This window comes from Lysobacter alkalisoli (assembly GCF_006547045.1).
Lineage (GTDB): Bacteria > Pseudomonadota > Gammaproteobacteria > Xanthomonadales > Xanthomonadaceae > Marilutibacter > Marilutibacter alkalisoli.
The window spans coordinates 1,228,687-1,248,643 of the sequence record NZ_CP041242.1 but is presented as its reverse complement, the minus strand read 5'-3'; the positions used below and the strand labels follow the sequence as shown (position 1 = coordinate 1,248,643).

At 66.6% G+C, this 19,957-nt stretch carries 21 protein-coding genes and 1 pseudogene; 9 read left to right on the top strand and 13 right to left on the bottom strand.

Features of this window, described 5'->3' with window-relative positions:
• Positions 1 to 13: 13 nt before the first annotated feature.
• The 5 genes from hutG to FKV23_RS05420 all read right to left on the bottom strand — a co-directional run bounded on the left by hutG (position 14) and on the right by FKV23_RS05420 (position 5,697).
• On the bottom strand, positions 14 to 796 hold the full coding sequence (hutG, locus tag FKV23_RS05440; RefSeq protein ID WP_141622934.1) for an N-formylglutamate deformylase: 783 nt from the start codon (positions 794 to 796) through the stop codon (positions 14 to 16).
• Positions 797 to 983: 187 nt separating this feature from the next.
• On the bottom strand, positions 984 to 2,378 hold the full coding sequence (gene gorA, locus FKV23_RS05435) for a glutathione-disulfide reductase (protein WP_244244110.1): 1,395 nt from the start codon (positions 2,376 to 2,378) through the stop codon (positions 984 to 986).
• A gap of 65 nt (positions 2,379 to 2,443) precedes the next feature.
• Positions 2,444 to 3,703, bottom strand: a complete 1,260-nt coding sequence (locus FKV23_RS05430) for an NAD(P)/FAD-dependent oxidoreductase (RefSeq protein ID WP_141622933.1) — start codon at positions 3,701 to 3,703, stop codon at positions 2,444 to 2,446.
• Between the two features lie 12 nt (positions 3,704 to 3,715).
• Positions 3,716 to 4,939, bottom strand: coding sequence for a DUF418 domain-containing protein (locus tag FKV23_RS05425; protein WP_141622932.1), 1,224 nt, complete (start codon positions 4,937 to 4,939; stop codon positions 3,716 to 3,718).
• A gap of 278 nt (positions 4,940 to 5,217) precedes the next feature.
• Positions 5,218 to 5,697 (bottom strand): FKBP-type peptidyl-prolyl cis-trans isomerase, encoded by a 480-nt coding sequence (locus FKV23_RS05420; protein WP_141622931.1) that lies wholly within the window; start codon positions 5,695 to 5,697, stop codon positions 5,218 to 5,220.
• A 158-nt stretch (positions 5,698 to 5,855) separates the two neighbouring features.
• Here FKV23_RS05420 and FKV23_RS05415 point away from each other — a divergent pair, with 158 nt between their 5' ends.
• Complete coding sequence (locus FKV23_RS05415) at positions 5,856 to 6,428, top strand: C40 family peptidase (RefSeq protein ID WP_244244109.1); 573 nt, start codon at positions 5,856 to 5,858, stop codon at positions 6,426 to 6,428.
• Between the two features lie 128 nt (positions 6,429 to 6,556).
• Positions 6,557 to 7,276, top strand: a complete 720-nt coding sequence (locus FKV23_RS05410; RefSeq protein WP_244244108.1) for a C40 family peptidase — start codon at positions 6,557 to 6,559, stop codon at positions 7,274 to 7,276.
• Between the two features lie 48 nt (positions 7,277 to 7,324).
• Here FKV23_RS05410 and FKV23_RS05405 read toward each other — a convergent pair whose 3' ends face one another.
• Together FKV23_RS05405 and FKV23_RS05400 are read right to left on the bottom strand one after the other, a co-directional pair.
• Positions 7,325 to 7,834 carry an acyl-CoA thioesterase gene (locus FKV23_RS05405; RefSeq protein WP_141622930.1) on the bottom strand — a complete coding sequence of 170 codons (510 nt, stop codon included), beginning with the start codon at positions 7,832 to 7,834 and terminating at the stop codon, positions 7,325 to 7,327.
• Positions 7,824 to 8,423 (bottom strand): NADPH-dependent FMN reductase, encoded by a 600-nt coding sequence (locus FKV23_RS05400; protein ID WP_208543246.1) that lies wholly within the window; start codon positions 8,421 to 8,423, stop codon positions 7,824 to 7,826. The genes FKV23_RS05405 and FKV23_RS05400 overlap by 11 nt, the downstream gene beginning before the upstream one ends.
• 162 nt (positions 8,424 to 8,585) lie before the next feature.
• Here FKV23_RS05400 and bla point away from each other — a divergent pair, with 162 nt between their 5' ends.
• Together bla and FKV23_RS05390 are read left to right on the top strand one after the other, a co-directional pair.
• A complete protein-coding gene (gene bla / locus FKV23_RS05395) occupies positions 8,586 to 9,470 on the top strand; it encodes a subclass B3 metallo-beta-lactamase (RefSeq protein ID WP_141622929.1) in 885 nt (294 codons plus the stop codon).
• Entirely contained in the window at positions 9,470 to 9,958 is a 489-nt protein-coding gene (locus FKV23_RS05390) for an NUDIX hydrolase (protein ID WP_141622928.1), read from the top strand. Before bla ends, FKV23_RS05390 begins: the two co-directional genes overlap by 1 nt.
• Before the next feature lie 304 nt (positions 9,959 to 10,262).
• Here FKV23_RS05390 and FKV23_RS05385 read toward each other — a convergent pair whose 3' ends face one another.
• Both FKV23_RS05385 and FKV23_RS05380 read right to left on the bottom strand, forming a co-directional pair.
• Positions 10,263 to 10,529 (bottom strand): DksA/TraR family C4-type zinc finger protein, encoded by a 267-nt coding sequence (locus tag FKV23_RS05385; protein ID WP_141622927.1) that lies wholly within the window; start codon positions 10,527 to 10,529, stop codon positions 10,263 to 10,265.
• Positions 10,530 to 10,601: 72 nt separating this feature from the next.
• Entirely contained in the window at positions 10,602 to 11,888 is a 1,287-nt protein-coding gene (locus FKV23_RS05380; RefSeq protein WP_141622926.1) for a dicarboxylate/amino acid:cation symporter, read from the bottom strand.
• A gap of 183 nt (positions 11,889 to 12,071) precedes the next feature.
• Between FKV23_RS05380 and FKV23_RS05375 the strand changes: the two genes are divergently transcribed.
• Positions 12,072 to 13,772 (top strand): alkaline phosphatase, encoded by a 1,701-nt coding sequence (locus FKV23_RS05375; protein WP_141622925.1) that lies wholly within the window; start codon positions 12,072 to 12,074, stop codon positions 13,770 to 13,772.
• A gap of 106 nt (positions 13,773 to 13,878) precedes the next feature.
• Here FKV23_RS05375 and FKV23_RS05370 read toward each other — a convergent pair whose 3' ends face one another.
• Complete coding sequence (locus tag FKV23_RS05370; protein WP_141622924.1) at positions 13,879 to 14,301, bottom strand: CopD family protein; 423 nt, start codon at positions 14,299 to 14,301, stop codon at positions 13,879 to 13,881.
• Positions 14,302 to 14,549: 248 nt separating this feature from the next.
• On the opposite strand from FKV23_RS05370, the pseudogene FKV23_RS05365 reads away from it, so the two are divergent.
• Both FKV23_RS05365 and FKV23_RS05360 read left to right on the top strand, forming a co-directional pair.
• Positions 14,550 to 15,160, top strand: a pseudogene (locus tag FKV23_RS05365) (class I SAM-dependent DNA methyltransferase).
• 267 nt (positions 15,161 to 15,427) lie between these two features.
• Positions 15,428 to 16,672 (top strand): polyhydroxyalkanoate depolymerase, encoded by a 1,245-nt coding sequence (locus FKV23_RS05360; RefSeq protein ID WP_141625064.1) that lies wholly within the window; start codon positions 15,428 to 15,430, stop codon positions 16,670 to 16,672.
• A 61-nt stretch (positions 16,673 to 16,733) separates the two neighbouring features.
• Here the strand turns inward: FKV23_RS05360 and FKV23_RS05355 are convergent, their stop codons facing one another.
• The 3 genes from FKV23_RS05355 to FKV23_RS05345 are packed head-to-tail and all read right to left on the bottom strand — an operon-like array spanning position 16,734 to position 18,377.
• On the bottom strand, positions 16,734 to 17,087 hold the full coding sequence (locus tag FKV23_RS05355) for a DUF6289 family protein (protein ID WP_141622923.1): 354 nt from the start codon (positions 17,085 to 17,087) through the stop codon (positions 16,734 to 16,736).
• Between the two features lie 28 nt (positions 17,088 to 17,115).
• Positions 17,116 to 18,015, bottom strand: a complete 900-nt coding sequence (locus FKV23_RS05350) for a sensor domain-containing protein (protein WP_141622922.1) — start codon at positions 18,013 to 18,015, stop codon at positions 17,116 to 17,118.
• The gene (locus FKV23_RS05345) at positions 18,012 to 18,377 is read right to left on the bottom strand and encodes a PadR family transcriptional regulator (RefSeq protein WP_141622921.1); all 366 of its coding nucleotides are present in this window, start codon (positions 18,375 to 18,377) and stop codon (positions 18,012 to 18,014) included. Before FKV23_RS05345 ends, FKV23_RS05350 begins: the two co-directional genes overlap by 4 nt.
• Positions 18,378 to 18,677: 300 nt before the next feature.
• On the opposite strand from FKV23_RS05345, the gene FKV23_RS05340 reads away from it, so the two are divergent.
• Positions 18,678 to 19,523, top strand: a complete 846-nt coding sequence (locus FKV23_RS05340; protein WP_141625063.1) for a peptidylprolyl isomerase — start codon at positions 18,678 to 18,680, stop codon at positions 19,521 to 19,523.
• A 93-nt stretch (positions 19,524 to 19,616) separates the two neighbouring features.
• A complete protein-coding gene (locus FKV23_RS05335; RefSeq protein WP_141622920.1) occupies positions 19,617 to 19,940 on the top strand; it encodes a metalloregulator ArsR/SmtB family transcription factor in 324 nt (107 codons plus the stop codon).
• Positions 19,941 to 19,957: the final 17 nt, after the last annotated feature.

Below are 19,957 nucleotides of genomic sequence, written 5' to 3'. Positions count from 1 at the left end.
CTCAAACCATGCCCTACGGGAGCGTGCTTTCCAGCAGCCGGCGCAACAGGGATTGCAGACGCATGGCGCGTTCGGGGAGGTACTCGAAACTGTCCTCGTCCATGTAGTTGAGCTGGGCCAGTTCCAGCTGCACCGCATCGATGCCGTGGGCCGGGTCGCCGTAGTGGCGGGTGATGTGGCCGCCCTTGAAGCGGCCGTTGCTGACGTGGGTGTAGTCGGGCTGCGCTGCCATCACCGCCTCCAGTTTCGCCTGCAGCGCGGGCGAGCAGCTGGTGCCGGCGGCGGTACCCAGGTTGAGATCGGGCAATCGGCCCTCGAACAGGAACGGGACGACACTGCGGATCGAGTGGCCTTCCCACAGCACCGCGCGGCCGTGCTCGGCGCGCAGGCGGTCGAGTTCGGTTCGCAGGGCGTCGTGGTACGGACGCCAATACGTCTCGACACGGGCGACAACCTCGACCTCGTCCGGGGCCTGGCCGTCGAGGTAGACCGGTTCGCCGCTGAACTGCACGGTGGGACACAGGCCGGTGGTGTTCTGGCCGGGGTACAGGGAGACGTCATCCTGCGGGCGGTTGAGGTCGACGACGTAGCGCGAGTAGCGCGGGACGAGGATGGAGGCGCCGAGTTCGCGGGCGAAATCGTAGAGTTTCGCGACGTGCCAGTCCGTATCCGGTGCGCGACGGGCCGGTGGAACCATGCGCACGGCGATGTCATCCGGGATCAGGCTGCCGTCATGCGGAAGACTGATCAGCAGCGGCGCGGTGCCGCAGTGGAGGGTGTAGGTTTCGGCTTTCATGCGGACATTCTAGTTTCTTCACCCGAAACCAGGATGGTCTGCATGGAAGCCGATGGCCATGGGTTTGCGTGACACGCCGTGAACCCGTCCATGGGGGCTCTTCCGCAACATCCATGTTGCGGAAGGTCACGCAAACCCACGGCCACCGGCTTCCGGAAAGTCTGCTGGGACACGGGAAGAAGCTGGCTTACCGCATCAAGACGACCTCTTCCGCACTGGTCGGGTGGATCGCGACGGTGTCCTGCAGGTCCTGCAGGGTGACACCCTTTTTCAGCGCGACCGCGAAGCCCTGCAGGATCTCGTCGGCGGAGTCGCCGAGCAGATGCAGGCCGATCACGCGGCGTTCGTCGCCGACGCAGACCAGCTTGAACAGGCTGCGTTGCGAACCGTCGACCAGCGCTTCCAGCATCGGCCGGAAAGCGGCTGTGTACACGTGCACGTCGTCGCCGTGGCGTTCTCGGGCCTGCGCCTCGGTCAGGCCGACGGTGGCAAGTGGCGGATGCGAGAACACCACGGTCGGCACATCGGTCTGGTCGAGCGTGGGATCGGGGGCGCCGCCAAACAGGTGGGACATCAGACGGCGTGCGGCGGCGATCGCGACCGGGGTCAACGCAAGGCCGGACGTCACGTCGCCGACCGCGTAGATGCCCGGGACATTCGTTGCATGGCCTGCATCGACCTTGATGTGACCGCCTGCATCGGTGGCCAAGCCCGCCGTCTCCAGTCCAAGTCCGGCCGTGTTCGGGGCGCGCCCCGTGGCAAACAGCACCTTGTCATACGGCCCATGCCAGTCGCCGTTGCCATCCCGCACGCGCAGGCCGCCTTCGGCCTTTGCCACCTCCACAGCCTCGCGGCCGAAGTGCAGCCGCACGCCGGACAGGCGGTAGTCGTCGGCCAGCTGGTCGGTAACCACCCCGTCGAAGCCGCGCAGCAACCGTTCCCCACGCACCAGCATGTCGACATGGCTGCCGAGCTGCTGCAGCACACCGGCCAGCTCCACTCCTATGTAGCCACCTCCGACGATCGCCACCCGCTCCGGCGCTGCACGCCATTGGAAGAAGTCGTCCGACACGCTCCCCAGTCCGCTTCCCGGGATGTCGGGACGCAGCGCATGCCCACCGGTCGCGATCAGGAGCCGCGGCGCCTGCATGCGCAGGCCGTCGTCGCATTCGACCACGCTCCTGCCGGATGCATCGCGTGCGACCAGACGTCCGCGACTGACGACATGCACGATACCGGCCGCGTCCAGGCGTCGCCGGTAGCTCTGGTGGATGTTGTGGATGTAGCGCTCGCGGTGGGTAATGAAGGCCGGCCAGTCGAGCGGGCGGGCCGGCATCGGGAAACCCAACGCCTCCGCCATGCCCAGCCGGCGACCGGCCTCGGCCGCCAGCCACATCGCCTTCTTCGGCACGCATCCCGCGTTGACGCAGGTGCCCCCCAGTGCAGACGGTTCCAGCAGGGCGACACGAGCACCATGTTCGGCGGCACGGAAGGCGCCGGCCAGGCCACCTGAGCCTCCACCGATCACGATCAGGTCGAAGTCACCAATGGCACAGGAGGTGGCGGCAGAGGGCTGGGACACGGCGGCCTCGCGGGCATGGGGTCGACCTACTTTCTACCAGCCCGGGATTGCCTCGTGTACCCGCATCAGCGGACGAAGCGTTCCATCCGGAACGGCACCGGGTCGACCGCCGGTGTCCGCTGCATCATCAGATCGGCCAGCAGCTGGCCGGTACCGGCACTCATGCTCACCCCCATCATGCCGTGGCCGGTAGCGACCCACAGGCCGGCGCGGCCGGGCACCGCACCGATCACCGGCACATCATCGCGACTCATCGGACGCCAGCCGTACCAGCGCTCGACGACTTCCGGGCCAACCGGTTCGTGCAGGTACTCCGCCGCGCCTTTTTCCAGCGCGGCCAGCCGGCGCGGGTTGAGGGTGGTGTCGTGGCCGGAAAACTCCATGGTGCTGCCGAGACGGAAACCCTGCTCCCATACCGTCACGCAGACCGAGCGCTCGTGAAGCACCAGCGGGCGCCTTGGTACGAGTGCAGGCCGGCTGTAGGTGATCGAATACCCCTTGCCCGGCTGCAGCACCCGCTTCAGCACCGGCACGCCGAATGCATCGGCACGCTGCGGCGACCAGGCGCCGATCGCGAGCACCACATCACGCGCCTGCAGCCGCCCCTGCACGGTATCGACGCGCAAGCCGGACGCGGCGGCATCGACCGCCGTCACGTCACAATGCTCGACGATCACTCCGCCGCGCTCACGCACCGCCCGGGCCAGCTCGGCGACATAGCGATCCGGGCGCAACGAGGCATCGCCGTCGAAGCGGATCGCGCCGGCCACGCCGGGCTTGAGCGCCGGCTCCATTGCCTCGTAGGCGGCACCGTCGACGACCTCGACCGGCACCCCGAGCTCGCGCAACAGCGCGACTTCCTTAAGGCCATGTTCCAGCTCGCGCGGGTCGCGGAACACGTAGTCCTCGCCCGAGGCCCGGAACTCGCACTGCAACCCGAAACGGTCCGTCCATTCTTCCAGGCGGGTCCTCGAATCGTTCAGCAGCGCCCCCTTGGCGATCGCGCTGGCACGCCAGTCGCGCTCGTTGCAGCGCGCGGCGAAATGCAGCATCCAACGCCACAGGGTGGGGTCGAAGCGGGGCTTGACGTACAACGGTGCATCCGGGGTGAACATCCACCTGATCGCGGTGGCCACCATGCCGGGTGCGGCCAGCGGGGGCGCATGGCTGGGGGTGATGGTGCCGCAGTTGCCATGCGAGGTGCCGCCACCGATGCGTCCGGCGTCGATCACCTTCACTCCGCGCCCGGATTCGAGCAACGCCAACGCCGAGGCCAGGCCGATCACGCCCGCGCCCACGATCACCACGTCTTCGTGTTGTGCCATGCAGAGGAGAACTCAGTTGGGCTGTCGCCACATCGGCGGCAGTCGCAGGTAGGTCAGGCCACGCCACAGCCACTCGACCGGCCCGAAGCGGAAGCGTGCCATCCATGCATGGGCCAACGCTACCTGCACGGCGAAGACCACGACCACGCCAAGTATCTGCGTTGTGCGGCCGACCTGTCCCCACAGGCCCAGACCGTAGCCGTAGAACACCAGTGTCCCGATGACCGACTGCATCAGGTACAGGGTCAGCGCCATGCGCCCTGCCGGCGCCAGCACGCCGGGCCAGCGTGCCCCGCGCTGCAGGAACAACATGAACGCCCCGAAGTAGCCGAGCATCATCAGCGGCGCCCCCGCCATCTGCAACGTCGATGCCCACATCGGCCGGGCCAGCGCTTCGGACAACAGGTCGGGCGCAGGATCGATCGCCACCGAAATCAGCGTCAGCATCAACCCCGTCGGCCAGGCGATGAAAGCAAACCCGCGAAACAACCGCCGGTGCGCCTCCGGATCGGCCATCACCCCGCAGCGCACCAGCCAGGCGCCGAATGCGAACACCCCCAGCGCCATCGGCAGGAAAAACAGCATTTCGCCAAACACATCCAGCAGGAAACGCAAGCGGAACGCTGTCGCAGCCGCATAACTGCCAGCGCTGTAGGTGGCGATTTCTTCCTCACGGAACGCCAACCTGCCGGCGTCCACGACCTGCTCGTCCATCGCCACCCCCAGTGCCTCCATCGCACCCAGCAGCAATGCCGAAGCCGCCACCATCCCGACGATGCCGTAGTACAGGCCGCCTCCCCAGGCCCACAGACCACGCGTCGGCGCGCGGGCGAAGCAGGCCAGCAACAACAGCGCTGCCAACGAATAGGCGAGCAGGATGTCGCCGGCCCAGAGCAGCCAGGCATGGCCGAACCCGATCGCCAGCAGGCCCAGGCTGCGGCGCAGGTAGACCGGCGCGAATGGCCGCCCGGCCGCTTCCGCCCGCTGCTGCATTACCGCGAACCCCATCCCGAACAGCAGCGCGAACAGCGCCCAGAACTTGCCGGTGACGAACACGTAGACGAAGGCGTCGGCCAGCCAGTCGAGGCCGCTGGCCGCCGGATCGATGCCGTCGCCCCGCGCGACCAGCGGCGAGGTGAAGAACTCGACGTTCATCAACGCAATGCCGAACAGGGCAAAGCCACGCAGGACGTCCAGCGACCCCAGACGTTCGTTTGCGCCGGTGGGTTGCAGCATTCTTTGTTGTGGCGGCGCCCCCATTTTCAGTCCTGCTTCCATTTCCCCCTGCCCGTAAATTATCGAATGAGCGGGAAGTGTATGCGGGAGAGGCGGTTATCCGGCCTGCCGGGGAGGCAGCTTCGGGCACAGGCAGCGTCCGGCATGGGATCCCGCATCGCCGCGGCCACAGGCTTCCACTGGACGCCCCGCTCCTGGCAACAGAACCATCAAGAGAAGAACCAAAAGAAGCGGCCCGCTCGAAGCGGGCCGTTTCCGATCATCAGTTCGAGTGCCGGTCAGTGCTCCACGCCGCCCTCGCCGTGCACGTGGCCGTGCTCGATCTCCTCGGCGCTCGCCTCACGCACGTCGACGATTTCGACCGCGAAGTGCAGGTCCTTGCCCGCCATCGGGTGGTTGAGGTCGACGTCGACCACGCTCATGCCGACCTTGGAAACGGTTACCGCACGCGGGCCGAAGTTGGTCTGCAGGATCGCCTGCATGCCCGGGGCGATCTTCTGGCCCTTGAAGTATTTCTTCGGCACCCGCTGGGTCAGGCCTTCCTTGATCTCGCCGTAGGCGTCGGCGGCAGACACGTCGACCTCGAACTTGTCGCCGGCTTCACGGCCGTCCATCGCCTGCTCCAGGCCCGGGATGATGTTGTTGTGGCCGATCAGGATCACCAGCGGATCGCGCCCCTCCGAACTTTCCAGCGGCTCCTGGCCCTGCTCGGAAACGGTGTAGTGGAAGTGGACGACGCGGTCTTTCTCGATCTTCATGGCAATGGCGACTCTGGCATGGCCACCGCATGGCGGCGGACCGGAATGAAATGGATGCCCGGCTTGCCATCGGCAGCAGTTGCCATCAGCAGCACGGGGTGGGTGGATTGTTGCAGCGAAACTTGTCGCCACGCCGTCCAGCAGCCAAGCTATGGCCCGTGGACAGGACCGCGCATTATCCCGGCAACATCGATCCGGCGCCAGCGAGTACGCGCCGCCCTTTCCCCGTCGCCGTGCTGCTGGCTTCCGTGCTGTGCATGGGCCTGCTCGCCGGCTGTGGCAGCAAGCGCACGCGTGCGCCGGTACCCGCCGACTCCACCCGGACCTGGGCCGTGGTGCCCCCTTCCGACCCGGCCGCCGCCAACGCCGTGCTGATGCGGGCGATCAGCCTGGTCGGCACGCCGTATCGCTATGGCGGCAACACGCCCGAAGGCGGCTTCGATTGCAGCGGGCTGGTCAACTACGTCTACCGCGACATGCTGGACCTGCGCCTGCCGCGTACTGCCAGCCAGCTGGCCGGCTACCAGGGGCCAAAGATCGCGCCGTCGAAGCTGACGGCCGGCGACCTGGTGTTTTTCGGCAGCCGCGGCAAAGTCACCCATGTCGGCATTTACGTCGGTGAAGGTCGCTTCGTGCATGCGCCGAGCACCGGCGGCACGGTCCGGCTCGACCATCTAGATGGCAACTACTGGCGCAGCCATTACTCCGGTGCCAGGCGTGTGCTGCAATGACTGGAAAAAGGCCAGACCGCAGGAAACGTGACGCTCATCCATTAAATTAACTATTATTTAACGAATAGTAAACATTCAAGTTGTGACGGACAGGCATTATCGCGCGGTCGCAACTTAGTGATCGCCGCGTGAAATCCGACGTACCTCGACATGGCCCCGGCCCCATCGCCCGCCCCGGCCAGTTCGCCCACCGCCTCACGCGGCCCCTTACCCGCCTCTTCCTGACCGCCCTGCTGGCCCTGCTGGCGGCACCGGTGCTGGCGCAGCAGCTGCCCATGTCCTCGTTGGCGGCCGATTCGGCCGACCTGCCTTCGGCGATCACCCGCCCGATGCTGCCTGAGGCGATGGGCATGTCCGACCGGGCCCTGCTGCTGGCCACCGATCTCAACCGCCTGCTCGCCACCGATATGGCCGACGAAGAGGCCGATGAGCCCGAACAGACGCTGGACGGAAAGAACGAAAGCCCCACCCGCACCGTGCTGCAGAAGGCCCTTGCCCTGCTCGGCACGCCGTACCGCTGGGGAGGCACCAGCCCCGAGCGCGGCTTCGATTGCAGCGGTCTGGTCAAGTACGTTTTCAGCCATGCACTTGGCATCGAGCTGCCACGCGTTTCCCGCGATCAGGCCCGTAACGGCCAGGCCGTCAAGAATCGCAAAGAGATGGCCGCCGGCGACCTGGTGTTCTTCGGCCGCCGGGGCCGTGTCGACCATGTCGGCATCTACCTCGGTGAAGGCCGTTTCGTGCATGCCCCCAGTCGCGGCAAGTCGGTGAGCGTGTCCCGCCTCGACAGCGGCTACTGGAGCAACCGCTTCATGCAGGCACGACGGGTCGAAGTCGAAGGCATCTGAATCAGTGAAGGCCGCCCGGAGCGGCCTTTTTCATTCGCAGCACGCGATTCAGCCTTCCACCGCCGCGTGGCGGTATCGGGCCACGGTGTCCTCGATGCCCTTGCTCAGCGCCATCACCTTGAGCGCGTATTCGGCCAGGCTCTTGTCCACCTCATTGATCGGCGTCCACGGCGGCACCGGGGTTGGTGAGCCTTCCACTCCGTCCAGTGCAACGAACACGATCACGCAATGGGTGCACAGGCGGCTTTCTCCGCCCATCGGATCGCGTGCCGTCACGTCGATCGCGAAATGCATGCTGGTGGTGCCGGTGTGCACGAGCTTGGCCCGCACCGTGACCAGGTCGCTGGTCCGGATCGGCGCGACGAAGCGGATGCCGCCGACCGCGACGGTCACGCTGTAGCGCCCGCTCCAGCCCACCGCGGCGGCATAGCCGGCCTGGTCGATCCATTTCATCACCACGCCGCCGTGGACCTTGCCGCCGTAGTTGACGTCGGTCGGTTCGGCCAGGAAGCGCATCGTCAGTTCGCGCGGCTTCAGTTCACGTTGCTCACCGCTCATCGACCCCTCCCTTGAGCCGGAACGCGAGCTCGGCCACCGCTGCGCCCACGCCGTGCACGCCCGCGCGCAGACGCTCGTCGGCCAGCATGCCGGTCTCCGGCAGGCGCTCGCCGGCCTGCCCCACCGCGACCTGCTGTGGCACCACCACCAGGCCGAGCTTGGCCAGCGCGTCGCGCAGCACCAGCAACGAGCGCAGCCCGCCCAGCGGGCCCGGCGAGGCCGAGACGATGCCGGCGACCTTGCCGCGGAACAGCGTCGTTCCCGATGGCCCGGGCTCGGTCGGACGCGAAATCCAGTCCAGGGTGTTCTTGACCAAGGCCGGCATCGAACCGTTGTACTCGGGCGTACTGATCAGCAGGCCGTCGTGCTCGGCCAGCAGATCCTGCAGGCGGTATACGTTCTCCGGCATGCCGGCGGCCTCGATATCGCCGTCGTAGACCGGCAACGGATAGTCGCGCAGGTCGATCAGGCTGACCTCGGCGCCGGCGGCGCGTGCGCCTTCGGCCAGGACCGGGATCAGGCGGCGATTGAACGATTCACGGCGCAGGCTGCCGGCGAAGGCGAGCAGGCGGAGCTGGGCGATGGCCATGCGATGGGATCCTGTCGTGTTGCCGCCAGTATGCCCACACCGGTGTGCAGCATGCATGTGTACGGCGCGCATGTGTATGCCGTGGCATGCGGGCATGGCGACGCTGGCCGCGGCAGAGCGGATCGACGAAACTGTTGTGCCCCCAGCACGGAACCACGCCCGATGCGTCACTGCCTGCCTGCGCTTGTACTGACCGCCTCGCTTGCCACCGCCTTCGATGCCACCGCCACCGAAGCGGTGCCGCCGTTGCCGCAGCTCAAGGCCTACACCGTCCATGAAAGCTGGCTGCAGCCGATCGAGCCATTCCGGATCGCCGACCGCACCTGGTACATCGGCACCGCCGGACTCAGCGCATTACTGGTCAAGACCGGTGAAGGTGCGGTGCTGATCGACGGTGGCATGCCGCAGGCAGCCGACATGCTGCTCGCCAACATGGCCAAGGCCGGCGTGAAGCCATCGGAAGTGAAATACATCCTGCACAGCCACGCCCATGCCGATCACGTCGGCCCGCTGGCGGCGGTGCAGCGCGCGACCGGCGCGATGCTGGTCAGCAACGCCGAGTCGGCGGTGCTGCTCGCGCGCGGCGGCAGCGACGACATCCACTTCGGCGACGACCTGCTCTACCCGCCGACGCAGGCCGGGCGGATCGTGATGGACGGCGAGGTGGTCGAGCTGGGTGGCATCCGTTTCCAGGCCCACTTCACCCCCGCGCACACGCCCGGTTCGACGAGCTGGACCTGGACCGACAACCGCGACGACCAACCGCTGCGCATCGCCTATGCCGACAGCGTCAGCACGCCCGGCTACCGCCTGCTCGACAACCCGCGCTATCCGCACATCGTCGACGACTACCGCCGCGGCTACGCGGTGATGCGTGCCCTGCCCTGCGACCTGCTGATCACTCCGCACCCGGGCGGCAGCGGCTGGACCCCGCAGGACGCCGACAATCGGCTGCCGAAGCCGATGAGCTGTGCCGATTACGCGAACACCGCCGAAAACGCCTTCGATGAGGCGATCGCCAAACAGCGCGACGCGGAGAGCCGTTGATGCCCTACACCCCGATCGTCGCCACCCTCGGCTACGTGCTCTCGCCCGACGGCCGCGAAGTGTTGATGGTCCACCGCAACGCGCGGCCCGAGGACCATCAGCTCGGCAAGTACAACGGCCTGGGCGGCAAGCTTGAGCCGGAAGAGAACGTGCTCGCCGGCATGCGCCGCGAGATCCACGAGGAGGCCGGTATCGACTGCACCGCGCTGCAACTGCGCGGCACGATCAGCTGGCCCGGCTTCGGCAAGCACGGAGAGGACTGGCTCGGCTTCGTGTTCCTGATCACCGCGTTCACCGGTACCCCGTTCGAGCGCAACCCGGAGGGCACGCTGGAGTGGGTGCCGCTGGACCGCCTGAACGGACTGCCGATGTGGGAAGGCGACCGCCACTTCCTGCCGATGGTGTTCGACGACGACCCACGCCCGTTCCACGGCGTGATGCCGTATCGCGACGGGCGCATGCAGTCGTGGAACTACTCCCGGATCTGAACCACGGAAATGCTTGGTTCTTCTCCCAGGTGAGGGGGAACTCGCCTTCAAAGGCATGGACGCTGCCGCTTGCGTTCGATCGCCGGGTTTCGTCGCTACCTGGCTGTCCCGAAGCGACCTGCCGGCCTTGACGGCGAATGTCCCCCGGCGCCCCGGTCATCCAACAGACCCGGCGCTTTCCCCGAGATCGGGCGAAGAACCAAATGTCTGGCAGGAATGGCTTTGGCCGCGATGAACGAACACGGGAAAAGCCTCGCGCCCAAGGCGCCCCTGAAGTCGAGTTGCTCCCACGCGGACCTGCGATCTATCTGAGCTGACTGTCCTTGCTGCCGCGACGGTTGAAACCGGAGGCGGCCCGTCCGGCCTCGTCCTCGGCCTCCTGGCAGGCGACACACAGCCGCACGCCGGGCACGGCCTTGCGCCGTGCCTCGGGAATCGGCGCGTCGCACTCCTCGCAATGGCTCAGGCCCGGGCCACGCGCGAGCTGGCTGCGCGCACGCTTGATCGCGTCTTCGACAGTTGCGTCGATCTGGTCCTGAACCGAAGTGTCGCTGGTCCAACCACCGGCCATGTCGTCCTCCCGGGTCCTGTCCTCACCGGAATGATATGTGGTTCCGGCGGCCCTGCTTCAAGGACATCGTGGTCAAGCCGCCTCGCGCTCGGCCGCCTCGCCTTCAACCATGCCGACATTGCTCGATGCGGCATCGTAGACCTGTTTGTCCAACAGCCCGGTCTCTCGCGCGACCAGTACCGGCACCAGCATCTGCCCGGTGACATTCGTCATCGTCCGCATCATGTCGAGCACCCGGTCGATCGCGACCACGAAGCCGATTCCCTCCAGCGGCAGCCCGGCCGCCGACAGCACCAGGGTCACCATCACGATCGCCGTGCCCGGCACCCCGGCGGTGCCGAAGCTGCCCAGCACCGAAGCGACGAGGATGGTGAAGTACTGCGCCAGCGACAGATCGAGGCCGAAATACTGGGATACGAAGATCGCGGTCAGCGCCGGGTAGATCGCCCCGCAGCCGTCCATCTTGATGCTCGCACCCAGCGGCACCGCGAACGACGCATAGTCCTTGTCGACGCCGAGATTATGGGTGACCGAGCGGATCGCCGCCGGCATCGAGGCGAAGCTCGACGAACTGACGAAGGCGACCTGCATGCCCGGCGCGGCGCCACGGAAGAACTTCAGCGGACTCAGCCCGTGTGCGGCCACCAGACCGCCATAGACGAACACGATATGCAGCGCGCAGGCCAGGTACAGCGCGAATACGTAGTTGCCCAGCGGCAGCAGCTTCTCGAAACCGTAGCTGCCGACCAGGCCGGCGATCAGGCCGAAGGTGCCGATCGGGGTGGTTTCCAGCACGAAGCGGGTGACCTGGATCATCACCTCGCTGGCCTCGCCGACCAGCTTGCGCACGCCCGCGACCCTGTCGCCCAGCTTGACCAGGGCGAAGCCGACCAGGCCGGCGAACACGATCACCTGCAGGATCTTCCCTTCGGCCAGCGCCTTGAACGGGTTGCCGGGCACCACGTCGAGCAGTACCTGCACCGGCGACGGAATCTCGCGCACGCTGTAGTCGGCGGCCATGCTCAGGCCGGTCACGCCCTCGCCCGGCTTCAGCACCCAGCCCACGCCCAGGCCGACGCAGACCGCCAGCGCGGCGGTGATCGCGAACCAGGCAAAGGTCCTTCCGCCCAGCGCCGCCACCGACTTCTGCCCGTGCAGCGAGGCGACCGCGTTCATCACCGCGAACAGCACCAGCGGCACCGCGATCATCCGGATCAAAGTCACGTAAGCCTTGCCCAACGGACCGAACCAGGTCTCCGCGGCCGGCCCCATCAGCCAGCCGGCGAAGGCGCCCAGCACGAAACCGGCCAGCACACGCTGCCAGAACGGGATGCGGAACCAGGCGGCCATCAGCTTCATCGGCAAATCCAATGGAAAGATCGCGCCACAGTAGCCGAGTCGGCACCTACCAACGAGACCATGGCCGGAACGCCGGCATTCCATGCATTGCAGCAACCTCCCGCCCGACGAGGCCGGATTCCGACAATGGGCGACGATGATCGCGCGGGCATAATCACGGGTTCAGTCCACCGCCTACATGCCATGAACCACCTCCGACACACCGCCCTCGCCTTCGCCATGACCGCGCTGTGCGGCGCCTGCGCCGGCACGTCCCAGCCACGCCCTCCGCTGGGGGACGCGATGGTGGAGATCGCGGTACCGACGATCCAGCGCCCGGACGGCGAAACGCCTGCCTGGTGGTTCCGCGACGGCGCCGCCCAGGCCGCCGCACGCGGGGCGATGGCAGGCCAGGCGCGAAACGTGATCCTGTTCGTCGGCGACGGCATGAGCCTGCCCACGGTGGCTGCCGCGCGCATCCTCGACGGCCAGCGCAAGGGCGTGCCGGGCGAGGAAAACCACCTCGCGTGGGAACGGTTCCCGGCGACGGCGCTGAGCAAGACCTACAACACCGATTCGCAGACCCCCGACTCGGCCGGCACCATGAGTGCGATGGCCACCGGCGTGAAAACCCGTGCCGGCGTGCTCGGCATCGGCCAGGGGGCCGCCCGCAAGGACTGCGCCGGCGCGCTGCAGGCGCCAATACTGAGCCTGTGGGAACTGGCCGCCGCCAGCGGCCTGGCCACCGGCGTGGTCACCACCACCCGGGTCACCCACGCCACCCCGGGCGCGACCTTCAGCCATTCGGCCGACCGCAACTGGGAAGCCGATTCGGCGATGCCGGAAGAGGCCCGTGCCGCCGGCTGCATCGACATCGCCCGGCAACTGGTCGAAACCCCGTTCGGCAACGGACCGGACGTGCTGATGGGCGGTGGCCGCGCGATGTTCATGCGCGACGACCAGGCCGACCCCGAATACCCCGACAAGACCGGCAGGCGTGCCGACGGCCGCGACCTGATCGCCGACTGGCAACGGCGCCACCCCCGCGGCACCTATGTCTGGAACGCCGCCCAGCTCGAGGCGGCACCGACCGACGCACCACTGCTGGGCCTGTTCGAGCCCAGCCACATGCAGTACGAGCACGACCGGGCAGATGATGGCGCCGGCGAACCCAGCCTGGCCGAAATGACCCGCGCCGCGATCGCACGCCTGTCGCGCAATCCGGAGGGCTACGTACTGCTGGTCGAGGGCGGCCGCATCGACCACGCCCACCATCTGGGCAACGCCTACCGCGCACTGACCGACACCGTCGCGATGAGCGAGGCGGTACAGGCCGCACTCGAGCTGACCTCGGCCGACGACACCCTGATCCTGGTGACCGCCGATCACTCGCACACGCTGAACTTCGTCGGCTACCCGGCGCGCGGCAACCCGATCCTCGGCAAGGTGGTCTCTCCCGGCGCGACCGGGCCGGCGAAGGATGCGCTTGGCCTGCCCTACACCACCCTCAGCTACGCCAACGGTCCCGGCTATGCCGGCGCCAGCGATCAACAGCCCGAAGGGCCGAAGTCGCACCCGCACGAACCCGATCGCTTCGAGGCCGCCGTACATGGGCGCCCGGACCTGAGCCATGTCGACACCGAACACCCCGACTACCTGCAGGACGCACTGGTGCCGATCGCCGCCGAAACCCATGGCGGCGACGATGTCGGCATCTGGGCACAGGGGCCGGGCAGCGAAGCGGTACGCGGCAGCGTCGAACAGAACGCGATCTTCCACTTCATGTTGCAGGCGACACCAAAGCTGCGTGCTGCGTTGTGCACGCGCGGCGGCTGCGATGCGAATGGCGTGCCGGTGGAGTTGCCGGATTTCGAAACGTTCCAGGCCGAAAACCGGAAGCAATGACCCGTAGCCCGGGTAAGCGGAGCGCACCCGGGGATTTGACGCAGCGGATCCCGGGTGCGCTCCGCTTACCCGGGCTACAAGGTAGCCACCATCATCTTGATGCCGCTCAGAACGGCTTGGCCAGCACCATCCAGATCACCGCGACCAGCAGCAGCACCGGCAGCTCGTTGAACCAGCGCAGCGCACGTGAAGACGGCAGCGCGTGGCCGGCATCGACGCCCTTGAGCCAGCGCCCGGCGACGATGTAGTGGACCAGGATCAGCACGACCAGCAGCAACTTGGCATGCAGCCAGCCGCCGGTGACGTGGAAATACAGCCACAGCACCAGCCCGAACACGAAGGCCAGGCCGAACATCACGTGGCCGAAGCGGTACAGCCGACGCCCCATCAGTACCAGCCGTGCCTTCACCTCCGGCGAGTCGCCGGCCTCGGCAAGGTTGACGAGGATGCGCGGCAGGTAGAACACCGACGCCATCCACGCGATGACGAACACGAGGTGGGCGGTCTTGGTGATGAGATAGGCAATCATGTGCACTAGGATGCCGTGCTATCCATGAAAATGACATCCCAAGCCCTGTGAGGGGGCTGCTTTGAGTCTGTCCATGGGGACGCGAGCGGACACGGCATTGCAGGACACGCCGTGAACCCGTCCATGGGGGCTCATCCGCAACATCCATGTTGCGGAAGGTCCTGCAATGCCGTGTCCGCTCGCGTCTGGATGGTCCGTCGGAAAGCAGCCCCTCACAGGGCTTGGGATGACAGCAGGAATGCAACCACATGAACAAGCAATACGACCGCGCCTACTTCAACCGCTGGTACCGTGATCCGGCATTGAAGGATTCGGCCATCGGCGGCCGCGCCCGCCTCGCCCGCAAGGTCGCGATGGCCGTCGCCACCACCGAGTACCACCTCGAACGTCCGCTCCGCAGCGTGCTCGACATCGGCTGCGGCGAGGGCACCTGGCGCGCGCCGCTGCTCAAGCTCCGACCGAAGGCGGACTACCTCGGCTTCGACAGCAGCGAATACGCGATCACGCGGCACGGCCGCCGCCGCAACCTGCACTTCGCCCGCTTCGGCGACTTCGAACACCTGCGCCCTGCCCGCCCGCCGACCTGCTGGTGTGCAGCGACGTGATGCACTACCTCGAAGCACGCGAACTCAACCGCGGCCTGCCCGGCCTGGCCGAGCTGTGCGGCGGCGTCGCCTTCCTCGAAACCTTCTGCCGCGAGGACGGTATCGACGGCGACACCCACGGCTTCAAGCGCCGCCCGGCCAAGTTCTATCGCCAACGCTTCGAGGCCGCCGGTTTCATCCCGCTGGGTTCGCACCTGTGGCTGTCGCCATCGCTCGGTGATGGCCTGGCTGCGCTCGAACACATGCGAACCTGAATCGGGCTTCTCCGAAACCGCCGGCTCACTGTCCAGACGCAGGCGGATATGGGTTTGCAGGACCTTCCGCGGCATGGATGCCGCGGATGAGCCTACACGGACGTACTTGCGGCGTGTCCTGCACACCCGTATCCGCCTGCGGCCCCGCGAACCCGAGAAACAAGCCCGTTAACCCTCCCGCAATCCCGATCAGGTATGCTGCAACGCAACAGACCCGCCTGCGCCGAAGCATTCGCGCGGCACGTCGACCGGAGACTGCAATCCATGATGCTCTACCAGATGCACGAACTCGGCCGCGCATGGATGGCACCGATCACCTACTGGGCCGACGCCAACTCCAAGATGTTCGGCAACCCGGGCAGCTGGCTGTCCAACATGCCCGGCGCCACCCGCCTGGCTGCCGGCTACGAACTGCTGTACCGGATCGGCAAGGACTATGAAAAGCCCGAGTTCGGCATCCATGCCATCGACATCGACGGCGTTTCCTACCCGGTGGTCGAACGCGAGGTTGCCCGCAAGCCTTTCTGCCGGCTGTTGCGCTTCAAACGCTACACCGACGACGCCGGCCAGTTGCGCGACCTCAAGGACGACCCGCCGGTTCTGGTGGTCGCACCGCTGTCCGGCCACCACTCCACCCTGTTGCGCGACACCGTGCGTACCCTGCTGCGCGACCACAAGGTCTACATCACCGACTGGATCGACGCGCGCATGGTGCCGCTCGAAGAAGGCGAGTTCACCCTCGACGACTACGTCGCCTACGTGCAGGACTTCATCCGCCAGATCGGCGTTGACGATCTGCACGTCATCAGCGTGTGCCAGCCGACCGTCCCGGTACTGGCGGCGATCTCGCTGATGGCTGCGCGCGGCGAGAAGACGCCGCGCTCGATGGTGATGATGGGCGGCCCGATCGACACCCGCCAGAGTCCGACCGCGGTCAACAACCTCGCCACCGAAAAGCCGCACTGGTGGTTCGAGAGCTCGGTGATCCACCCGGTACCGGCCAACTACCCGGGCCACGGTCGCCGCGTCTACCCCGGCTTCCTGCAGCACATGGGGTTCATGGCGATGAATCCGGAGCGCCACGCACAGTCGCATTGGGACTTCTACCAGGACCTGCTGAAGGGCGATCTCGAAGACGCCGAATCGCATCGCCGCTTCTACGACGAATACAACGCCGTGCTCGACATGCCGGCCGAGTACTACCTCGATACCGTCCGCATCGTGTTCCAGGAACACCTGCTGCCGCGCGGCTTGTGGGACGTGGCCGGCGAACGCGTCGACCCGTCGGCGATCAAGGGCACCGCCTTGCTGACCATCGAAGGCGAGCTCGACGACATCTCCGGCCAAGGCCAGACCCGCGCCGCGCACGAACTGTGTGACGGCATCGCGAAGAAGAACAAACAGCACCTCGAGGTGAAAGGCGCTGGCCATTACGGCATCTTCAGCGGCCGTCGCTGGCGCACTCAGGTCTATCCGAAGGTGCGCGACTTCATCGCCCGCTACGCCGGCTGACTACCCCGCAACAGGACCGGAAAGCCCCGCAACAAGCGGGGCTTTTTTACTCCGGAAGGAATCACATGTCGACGGCGCAGCCCTGTGAAAACCACTTGTTCGAGGTTTCCATGCCCCAGCGGCCATCCGCGTCACCACAGCCCGCGGTCCACTGGCCGACCAGCACGCCCTCCTCATCGTAGTAGTTCCATGTTCCCTGCCAACTCGCGAGTGCGGTCAGCGAATAGGCGGCAAGCAGTCCCACAACCATTGCAGCAGCAACGACCTTGATGCGACGCATCTTCTGTTCTCCTTGATTGGCGCGGCATTCCGTCCGCGTCGCCATCGTGTGCAGGATCGAAACGGGTTCTGTTAACCCGGCCACAGTGCGGGAGAGCTGCTGCCATTCGCTTTCCTGGATAGCGACATCGATCACCTCGCGAACGGACAACCGCTCACGCGTACTACGCGCTCTTCACCAGCAGGTGCTTGGCGAACTGACCGTGCAGGTAACCGATACCGCGTGCGACATGCAGGGTGACGAACAGCAGCAGCACGCCGAACACGCTGAGCAGCGGCAGCAGCCACGGCGCCTCGATCGCCAGGTCGATGCCCAACATCCACACGTTCAACTCCACCCCGGGCAGCAGCGCCAGCGGACTGGCCAGCAGCGTCAATCCGACGCTGACCATGGCTATCGCCAATGTGAAATAGGCGATGCCCAGCGGCAGCATCAGCAACATGTACAACAGGGTGCTCCAGGTGCGCGGGTCGGTGAACATGTCGCCGATCCGCTGCCAGATGCTGCGCCCCTGCGCGCTGTACAGCGGCCGACGCGGCATGCGCTCGCCCAGCATCACTTCCACGATCCGCCCTTCGACCAGCGACAGCACGCGCACCGAGCCGAAGAACATGATCAGCAGCGGGATGCCGATGATGGTGATCGACAGGCCCAGCGACACCGAGAACCCCGTTACCACCCAGGTGAAGTAGAAGATACCGGTGGCCAGCGCCAGCACCATGTAGAACAGCGACGCGTATGCGCGCGGATCGGCGGCGACGCCGAAGAAGCGGCCGGCCAGCGACTTGCGCACCGGCGGCTTGGGCGACCGCAGCGCGGTCTGCACCTTGACCTCGGTGTCGCGGTAGATATCGGCGACCTCCTCCGGCGCGCCGTAGCTGCCGGCGACCGCGGCGATCACCTCGGCTTCCCGCTTGCCCGGCTGCTCGGCCATTTCCGAGCGCAGGTATTCCTCGGCATCGTAGAGCGCGTCCTGGATCATCGCCGGGTCGGCGCCCCTCAGCGCCATCCGCAACTGGTCGAGGTACTCGGGGATGGTGGTCGGCAAAGTGGTCGTGTTCATGTGGACTGTTCCCCCAGGATGGAATCGACGGAATCGCGGGTCGCGCGCCAGGCGGCGACCCAATCGCGCAGGGCCTCGCGCCCCGCTTCGGTGATGCGGTAGTAGCGTCGCGGCGGGCCGGAGGCGGACGGCTCGACATGGCTGTCGAGCAGGCCGGCCGCACTCAGGTTGCGCAGCACCGGATACAGCGCACTCTGCTTGCCGCTGAGCACGCCCTCGCCCTCGCGCTCGAGCCGCTTGGCGATCTGGTAGCCATACATCGGCTCTCCGGCAGCGGCCAGAACCGCGAGCAGGCTCAGCGAAACGGTGCCCGCACTGAGCTCCTTCTGGAACTTGCGCAACTGCAGTTCGAGGTCGGTCATCGGGCGTCTCCACAGATTTGCAGCCAGCTTGATGCAAATACTACTGATGACTTCGATATAGTGGATGTGCCACTAGTCATTACTTCGATATAGCAATCCGTGGCGCCCCGGCCGAGCCCATCCGGTGGTACTCATCTGGCAGGGCATATCGGTCAGAATCGGGCACTTCGATATCCGAACGCAGGGAGTCCCGCCGTGCCCGTATCCCGAAACCTCCGCGCCCCGACCGCCCTCACCCTGGCCTGCCTGCTTGCCGCGGGCAGCGCACTCGCCGACGACAAGCCGGCCAAGCCGCGCACCATGCAGGAGATCATCGAAGCCGCAGCCGAGAGCGACTGGCGCACCCCGGATCCGGACAACACGCTGTACATGGAGATTGACAGCGCCGCCCCCGACAGCGGCCGAGTGATCATCGAGCTCGCGCCCACGTTCGCGCCGGAGCACGTCGGCAACGTCCGCACCTTCGCCCGCGAAGGCTACTGGGACGGGATGGCGATCAAGCGCTCGCAGGACAACTTCGTCGTGCAGTGGGGCGACCCGCGCGGCGAGGACGAGGAAGGCAAACCACTCGGCTCGGCCAAGGCGAAACTGCCAGCCGAATTCAGCCGTGCGAGCAAAGGACTCGATTTCCACGCCCTGCCCGATCCGGACGGCTGGGCAGCCGAAGTCGGCTTCGCGGCCGGCTTCCCGGCCGGCCGCGACACCGGCGAAGGCCTGGCCTGGATGGCGCACTGCTACGGCACGGTGGGCGCCGGCCGCAACATCGAGGCCGACTCCAGCGACGGCAGCGAACTGTACGTGGTGATCGGCCAGTCGCCGCGCCAGCTCGACCGCAACATCACCGTGGTCGGCCGGGTAATCGAGGGCATGGAGCTGCTGTCGGTACTGCCGCGCGGCAGCGGCCCGCTCGGCTTCTACGAGGACCCGGCGCAATACGTGCCAATCAGGTCGATCCGCCTCGCCTCCGAAGTCCCGGAAGCCGAACGCAGCCTGCTGCAGGTGATGCGTACCGACACCGCGCTGTTCGACGAACTGGTCGAGGCCCGCCGCAACCGCCGCGACGACTTCTACAAGCGCCCGGCCGGCCACATCGACCTGTGCAACGTGCCGATCCCGACACGGCAGGGGAATCCGCAAGCCCTATAGGGCACGGCCAAGGGAAAGAGCCTGCACAGCGGAGTTGACAGGAGACGCCCAACCCAATAATTTAACTAATAAGTTAATTAGTTAAGTCCTGTCATGGCCAGCATCGGTCCCGTCTTCGAAGCACTTGCCTCACAGCCAAGGCGCGAGATCCTCGCCTATCTCTCGGCGCAGGAACTCACGGCCGGCGAGATCGCGGCGCGGTTCAAGATGAGCGCGCCCGCCATCTCGCGGCATCTGTCGATCCTCGAAGCCGCGGGGCTGGTATCCAGCGAACGGCGCGGCCAGTTCGTCCACTACCGGCTCAAGTCCGACAACCTGGTCAATTCGCTTACAGGCTTCGCATTCGAACTCTGTCCAACTGCGGGACCGCTGAAACGAGAATCGCGCAAGCTCGCCAAAGGCGGCTCAGGGCGCTGAAGCGCCACCTGCCCGAC